This window comes from Stenotrophomonas sp. HMWF003, assembly GCF_003061285.1.
GTDB classification, from domain to species: Bacteria; Pseudomonadota; Gammaproteobacteria; order Xanthomonadales; family Xanthomonadaceae; genus Stenotrophomonas; species Stenotrophomonas maltophilia_AP.
The window spans coordinates 1-6774 of sequence record NZ_QAIW01000341.1; the positions used below are offsets into that span (position 1 = coordinate 1).

The 6774-nt window shown below is 69.2% G+C and carries 7 protein-coding genes; 6 read left to right on the plus strand and 1 reads right to left on the minus strand.

Annotated elements, in window-relative coordinates; translation table 11 throughout:
- The 6 genes from DBR34_RS13650 to DBR34_RS13675 form a co-directional block, all read left to right on the plus strand.
- The coding region (locus DBR34_RS13650) for an AI-2E family transporter (protein ID WP_258223925.1) at nucleotides 1-1051 on the plus strand (1051 nt) is incomplete at its 5' end.
- A gap of 84 nt (nucleotides 1052-1135) precedes the next feature.
- On the plus strand, nucleotides 1136-1612 hold the full coding sequence (locus DBR34_RS13655; protein WP_128097197.1) for a hypothetical protein: 477 nt from the start codon (nucleotides 1136-1138) through the stop codon (nucleotides 1610-1612).
- Nucleotides 1613-1679: 67 nt separating this feature from the next.
- The gene (locus tag DBR34_RS13660) at nucleotides 1680-2390 is read left to right on the plus strand and encodes an HAD family hydrolase (RefSeq protein ID WP_128097198.1); all 711 of its coding nucleotides are present in this window, start codon (nucleotides 1680-1682) and stop codon (nucleotides 2388-2390) included.
- A gap of 23 nt (nucleotides 2391-2413) precedes the next feature.
- Nucleotides 2414-3781: a M17 family metallopeptidase gene (locus tag DBR34_RS13665; protein ID WP_128097199.1), complete on the plus strand. Its 1368-nt coding sequence runs from the start codon at nucleotides 2414-2416 to the stop codon at nucleotides 3779-3781.
- Nucleotides 3782-4169: 388 nt separating this feature from the next.
- Nucleotides 4170-5282, plus strand: a complete 1113-nt coding sequence (locus DBR34_RS13670; RefSeq protein WP_128097200.1) for a catalase family peroxidase — start codon at nucleotides 4170-4172, stop codon at nucleotides 5280-5282.
- Nucleotides 5279-5845 (plus strand): cytochrome b/b6 domain-containing protein, encoded by a 567-nt coding sequence (locus tag DBR34_RS13675; RefSeq protein WP_128097201.1) that lies wholly within the window; start codon nucleotides 5279-5281, stop codon nucleotides 5843-5845. The genes DBR34_RS13670 and DBR34_RS13675 overlap by 4 nt, the downstream gene beginning before the upstream one ends.
- Before the next feature lie 333 nt (nucleotides 5846-6178).
- Here DBR34_RS13675 and DBR34_RS13680 read toward each other — a convergent pair whose 3' ends face one another.
- Nucleotides 6179-6772 carry a response regulator transcription factor gene (locus tag DBR34_RS13680; protein WP_258223926.1) on the minus strand — a complete coding sequence of 198 codons (594 nt, stop codon included), beginning with the start codon at nucleotides 6770-6772 and terminating at the stop codon, nucleotides 6179-6181.
- Nucleotides 6773-6774 lie beyond the last annotated feature (2 nt).

Consider the following 6774-nt stretch of genomic DNA (forward strand, 5'->3'; position numbering starts at 1 on the left):
GCCCCCACCGCCCCGCCCGCGCGCGCCGATGTCGCTGGTGGTGCTGGCCACGCTGGCCGTGGGGTTCACGCTCTGGGCCGCGCAGGAGGTGATCCTGCCGGTGCTGCTGGCGATGTTCCTGGCACTGGTCTGCAACCCCATCCTGCGGCTGCTGGGCAAGCTCTGGATTCCCCGCTTCCTGGGCGCGGTGCTGGTGCTGGGCGTGGGCCTGAGTGGTGCCGCCGCGCTGGGCGTGCAGCTGGTGGGGCCGGCCATGGAGTGGGCGCAGGAAGCCCCGCAGCAGCTGCGCAAGGTGGCCCGCCAGGTGCAGGACCTGACCAAGCCGGTGCAGCAGGCCAACCAGGCCGCCGAGAACTTCGCCCGCGTTGCCGGGGGCGAAAGCAGCCGACGCGTGCAGATCGTGCGCACCCAGCTGGACGACCCGTACAAGGTGTTGACCCGCGCGCCGCGACTGGCCGCCTCGGTACTGGCGGTGGTGCTGTTGACGCTGTTCTTCATGATCTACGGGCAGAACCTGCAGAAGCATGCCATCGCGCTGTTCCCCAGCCGCCAGCAGCAACGCTTCACCACCGATATCCTGCGCTCGATCGAACGCGAGGTGTCACGTTACGTCCTCACCATCACCGTCATCAACACCCTGGTGGGGCTGGTGTTTTCCGGCGTGTTGCTGCTGCTCGGGATCAGCCTGCAGGAAGCGCTGCTGTGGGGCACGGTGGCGGCCCTGCTGAACTTTGCGCCCTACGTGGGGCCGCTGATCGGCGTGGCGCTGATGCTGTTGATGGGCTTTGTGGAGTTCAGCGATCCGCTCAAGGCCTTGCTGCCGGCGGCCTGCTACCTGGCCCTGCACACCATTGAAGGCCAGGTTGTTACCCCGATCGTGCTGGGCCGGCGCATGGCGATCTCGCCGTTGATCCTGATCCTGTCGCTGCTGGTGTTCGGCTGGCTGTGGGGCATGATCGGGCTGCTGCTGGCGGTGCCGCTGCTGGTCTGCGTCAAGCTGGTGCTGGCACGGCTGGACGGCATGCACGGCTGGGCGCGGTTGCTCGAATGAGCCTGTGATGCCGGGAGTCTGGCTGGCCGCACACTGCCGAGGCTGGCAGAATACCGGCCCTTTTTTCGGATGGACCCGGCGCTGATGCCTTCCCTCGCTCCCCGTTGCCTTGCCCTCGTCGGCCTTGTCACCCTCGCCGTCCCGGCGTTGGCCGCTCCCCCGCCCAGCGCCGACCTGGCCGGCCGCCAGCTGGTCGAGGCGGTCACCTGCAAGCGTCACCTGACGCCTGCGCAGTTCGCCGCCTTGGCCAAGGTGCTCAAGCCCACCGAGCTGCAGGTGTATGGCGCCCTGTCCGACGGTGAGTATGCGTTGAGCACGCCGCTGCTGGTGCTGGGCCAGCCGGTGAACCGCCTGTACCTGTACGACGGTGCCAACGGCGAGGACGGCAGCGACAGCTACACCGCCTACTTCAGCACGGCCAGTACCGAGCAGATCGCCGCGCTGGCGAAGATGCGGGACAACGTAGCCGGCGACTACCTCCTGCAGGTGGGTCGCCATGACCTGAACGTGCGGCAGCAGGATGGCCAGGCATCCATCAGCTGTTCCTACGACCTGCGCTGAGGGCCTTCACCGGCGCCTTGCCTGCGCGCGCCATGAAAGCCCGCGCGCGCAGGCGTAGAATGGCGGGGTGAATTTCCCCGTCCAAGCCATCACCCTCGACCTCGACGACACCCTGTGGCCGTTCGCCCCCATCGGCGCGCGCATTGACCAGGTGTTGTTTGACTGGATGCTGCAGCACAGCCCCGCCACCGCCGCGATGTTCCCCGTGGCGGCCATGCGGGAACTGCGCGAGCGCTCCTTCCACGATAACCCGCAGCTGCACCACGACCTGAGCGCGCTGCGCCGGTTGACCCTGCACGAAGCGCTGGAAAAGAGCGGCGCCGACCTGGCCCTGCTCGAGCCGGCCTACGAGGCGTTCTACGCCGCGCGCAACCAGGTGGAGTTCTACCCGGACGCACTGGACGCGCTGGCCCGGATTGCCGCGAAGGTGCCGGTGGCCGCGCTCAGCAACGGCAACGCCGACCTGCAGCGGATCGGCCTGGCCCACCATTTCAGCTTCCAGCTGGGCTCGCGCGAACACGGCGCGGCCAAGCCGGCGGCCAGCATTTTCCACGCCGCCTGCGAACGCCTTGGCGTTGCCCCCACCCACGTGCTGCACGTGGGCGACCACGCCGAGATGGACGTGGTGGGCGCCATGCAGGCGGGCCTGCGCGGTTGCTGGATCAACCGCGAAGCGCATGTCTGGAACCACCCTTCGCTGCAGCCTGACCTGCAGTTCGACACCCTGACCGGGCTGGCCGACTGGCTCGATGCGAATGCATCGGCGCAGCACGCCTGACCACGAACGGAGCCATTTCCCGCATGACCCAGATCAACGGTTTCACCACCGACGCCGCCAAGGCCCTTCCGCTGCACGTGATGGAGCGCACCCAGTTTGCCGCCTGGCGCGCGCAGCAGAGCGAGGCGCTGGTTGCCTGGATCGATGCGCAGCATTTCAACGGCAGCGGTGGCAGCGTGGTGCTGCTGCCCGGCGAGCATGGCCTGGCCGGTGCGATCGTGGGCGTGGGTGATCCCGGCGATGCCTATGCGTACGCACATGCGCCGTTCGCGCTGCCCGAAGGCACCGTGTGGAAGGTGGCCGATGCGCTGCCGGCGGATGTCGAAACCCTGCTGCACCTCGGCTGGGGCCTGGGCAGCTATCGCTTCGCACGGTACCGCAAGCCCAACCGCGCGCCGGCGCAGCTGCTGGCCACGCCGTCGGCCGAAGTGCGCGATGTGGTGACCGCCAGCCTGCGCGTGCGCGACTGGGTCAACACCCCCACCGAAGACATGGGCCCGCAGCAGCTGGAAGACGCCGCGCGTGCGCTGGCCGATGCACATGGTGCGCAGGTGGACGTGATCACCGGTGATGCACTGCTGCCGCAGAATTTCCCGGCCATCCACGCCGTTGGCCGCGCCTCGCACCGTGCACCGCGCCTGATCGCGCTGCGCTGGGGCAACGCTGGCCAGCCGCATGTGGCGCTGGTGGGCAAGGGCGTGTGCTTCGATACCGGTGGCCTGGACATCAAGCCGGCCGACGGCATGCGCAACATGAAGAAGGACATGGGCGGCGCGGCGCATGCGCTGGCGCTGGCCGGGCTGATCATGGCCCAGCAGCTGCCGGTGCAGCTGACGCTGCTGATTGCGGCGGTGGAAAACGCGATCGGCCCGGATGCATTCCGGCCGGGCGAAGTGATCGCCACCCGCAAGGGGCTGAGTATCGAGATCGACAATACCGACGCCGAGGGCCGGCTGGTGCTGTGCGATGCCCTCACCTACGCCAGCGAACAACAGCCGCAGATCGTGCTCGACTTCGCCACCCTCACCGGCGCGGCACGCATCGCGCTGGGCCCGGACCTGCCGGCGCTGTTCAGCAACGATGACACCCTGGCCCAGCAGTGGCAGCAGGCCGGCGAACGGACCCGCGACCCGGTCTGGCGCATGCCGCTGTGGCGTCCGTACCTGCGTTACCTGCACAGCGGCATCGCCGACCTGGCCAACGCCGGCTCGCGCATGGCCGGCTCGGTCACCGCCGCGCTGTACCTGGAGCGCTTCATCGCCGAAGGCCAGGTCTGGGCGCACCTGGACGTGTACGCCTGGAACGACGGCGAACGCCCGGGCCGCCCGGCCGGTGGCGAAGCGCTGGCGCTGCGCTCGGCGTGGGCGATGCTGAAGGCGCGCTACGCCTGACCCGTAGAGCGGGGCTCTGCCCCGCTGTCCTGCTGATCCGTAGAGCGGGGCTCTGCCCCGCTGTCCTACCTGCCGGGTAGAACCCGGCACTACGTGGCGGCCGACCATCGTAGAGCGGGGCTCTGCCCCGCTGCCCTGCCTGCCGGGTAGAACCCGGCACTACGTGGCGGCCGACCATCGTAGAGCGGGGCTCTGCCCCCGCTGCCCTACCTGCCGGGTAGAACCCGGCACTACGTGCTGCGCACCTGGCTGGAACCGACAGATCCCCGCTTCGGCGGGGATCTGCGTTTTCAATACTTGTCGAAAATGTGAATATCGGCGCACGCCGCCTTCTGACACCATGCGCCTGTCGCCCACCCACACGCATCGTGAAGGCAGGATTCCAGACATGTCGCTCTTTGGGTACACCCGCGCCGGCCAGGAGCCGGGCGCCCCGCGTCCCCCGTCGCCGCTGCTGTGGATCGCGCTGATCGCGCTGATTGCCGGCCTGCTGGTACTGGCGTTTGCCTGGCTGGCCGGCTGGATCGGTCGCGACCGCGCCACCGCGCAGGCCTTCACCGACAGCATCGAGGCCACCGGTCCGCCGCACCCCGGGTTCCGCCGCGCACACAGCAAGGGCGTGTGCGTAAGCGGCAGTTTCCAAGGCACCCCGGACGGAGCCGCGTTGAGTTCGGCCCGCGTGTTCCGCCAGGCGCAGGTGCCGGTGCTGGGCCGTCTGTCGATCGGCGGCGGCGACCCGCACGGCGCCGATGCCAACGCGCGCGTGCGCAGCATGGCGCTGCAGCTGGTGAGCGATGACGGCCAGGAATGGCGCACCGCGATGAACAGCTTCCCGTTCTTCGCGGTGCCCACCGCCGAGGCCTTCCTGGAACAGACCCGCGCGGGTATCCCCGACCCGGCCACCGGCAAGCCGGACCCGGCGAAGATGGCCGCGGTGCAGGCCAAATACCCCAGCGCGCGCGCCTTCGGGGAATGGGCCAAGACCGCGCCCTGGTCCAACAGCTGGGCCAACACCGACTACAACGGGGTCAACAGCTTCCGCTTCACCGCCGCCGACGGCAGCCGGCACTTCGTGCGCTGGAGCATGCGCCCGCAGGCCCCGTTCGTGGAGATGACCGCCGACCAGCGCGCGCAGGCCGGGCTGGACTACCTGGCCGACGAATTCGCGCAACGGCTGGCCCAGGGCCCGGTGCGCTGGGACATGTGGGTGACGCTTGCCGAAGCTGGCGACCCGATCGATGACCCGTCGCAGGTGTGGCCGGCGCAACGCCGCCAGGTCAAGGTAGGCACGCTGAGCCTGGTGTCGATGCAGCCGCAGGCCGAGGGCGCGTGCCGCGACCTCAACTACGACCCGCTGATCCTGCCCAGCGGCATCGCCGGCTCCGATGACCCGATCCTGGCGGCACGCTCGGCCGTGTATTCGCAGTCGTTCAACCGCCGCGAGCGCGAAATCGCCAGCGGCAAGGGTGCTGCCGCCACCGGCAAGGAAGGTGCGAAATGAACCGCGAGAACGGCCACTTCAACCTTACCGCGCGGGTGCTGCACTGGCTGATGGCGGCGATGATCCTGACCATGCTGTTCGTGGGCGTGGGCATGGTGGCCGCGCTTCAGTGGCGGCCGATGCTGGTCGACCTGCACCGGCCGCTGGGCATCGCGATCCTGCTGCTGGTGCTCGTGCGCCTGTACAACCGCCTGCGCCACCGGCCGCCGCCGTTGCCGGCCGACCTGCCAGCCTGGCAGGCGGCTGCCGCGCATGCGTCGCACTGGGTGCTGTACGGGCTGATGCTGGCGATGCCGCTGGTGGGCTGGTCGATGCTGTCGGCCGGTGGCTATCCGATCGTGATGTGGTCCGGCGTAAACCTGCCGGCGATCGTGCCGCATGATCCGTCGCTGTACGCGGCACTGCGCAATGCGCACAGCCTGCTGGCCTATGCGCTGTTCGCCACGGTGGTGGTGCATCTGTCGGCCGCGCTGTTCCACCTGTGGGTGCGCCGGGATGGGGTGTTCCAGGCGATGGCGAAGGGACCGGGCCGTACGCCACCGGCCGATGTCGATCCTCGGTAAACGGACGCCTGCCAGGTAGCTACCGACCGTTGGTCGGTAGATGGCCCTCCGGTCAGCGTTGCGAGGAGCCGGCCAGCGGCCGGCACTACCGGTGCGATTGCGTTGCACCCATCCACGGTGGGTGCCTACCGGGCGGCGCGGTGGGCGTCGACGAGGGCGCGGTAGCGCTCGCGGTGCCGGATGCATCATCGGCCACGTCGTCGTAATGGCAGGACCAGCGCTGCGCGTTCGGCGTGATGGTCCACACCCCACCGGTACGGTCGATGAGATCGGCGAAGTGGTGTTTCATCGGGTGCGCTTCCGGTCCATGGAGCGCACAGAATACGCGCTCGCCTACAGCCAGCCCTTCTGCCGCGCCAGCCGATACGCTTCGATGCGGTTGGCCACGCCCAGTTTGCCGATGCATTCGGACAGATAGTTCCGCACGGTGCCGTGCGACAAGCCCAGCTGGGTGGCGATCTCGCTGGCCGAACGCCCGTCGCCTGACAGGCGCAGTACCTGGCGTTCGCGGTCGTTGAGCGGGTCGGCCTGCGACCACGCATCCAGCGCCAGTTGCGGGTCGATCGCGCGTCCGCCGCGCTGCACCTGGCGCAGGGCATCGGCCAGGCGTTCGGCCGGCGCATCCTTGAGCAGGTACCCGCACACGCCGGCATCCAGCGCCCGGCGCAGGAAGCCCGAGCGCGCGAAGGTGGTCACGATCATCACCTTGATCGGCAACTGCTGGCGCGCGATGCGCTGGGCCAGCTCCAGCCCGGACAGACCGGGCATTTCAATGTCGGTCACCAGGATGTCCGGCTGCAGCTGCTGCAGCATGCGCCAGGCCGCCTCGCCATCGGCGGCGCTGCCCAGCACCTCGATGTCCGGCTCCAGGCCCAGCAGCGCCGACAGTGCACCGCGCACCATCGCCTGGTCTTCGGCCAATACGATGC

Coding starts and splice junctions, on each gene's coding strand:
- DBR34_RS13655 (WP_128097197.1), top strand. CDS start 1,136: ATGCCTTCCCTCGCTCCCCGTTGCCTTGCCCTCGTCGGCCTTGTCACC.
- DBR34_RS13665 (WP_128097199.1), top strand. CDS start 2,414: ATGACCCAGATCAACGGTTTCACCACCGACGCCGCCAAGGCCCTTCCG.
- DBR34_RS13670 (WP_128097200.1), top strand. CDS start 4,170: ATGTCGCTCTTTGGGTACACCCGCGCCGGCCAGGAGCCGGGCGCCCCG.
- DBR34_RS13675 (WP_128097201.1), top strand. CDS start 5,279: ATGAACCGCGAGAACGGCCACTTCAACCTTACCGCGCGGGTGCTGCAC.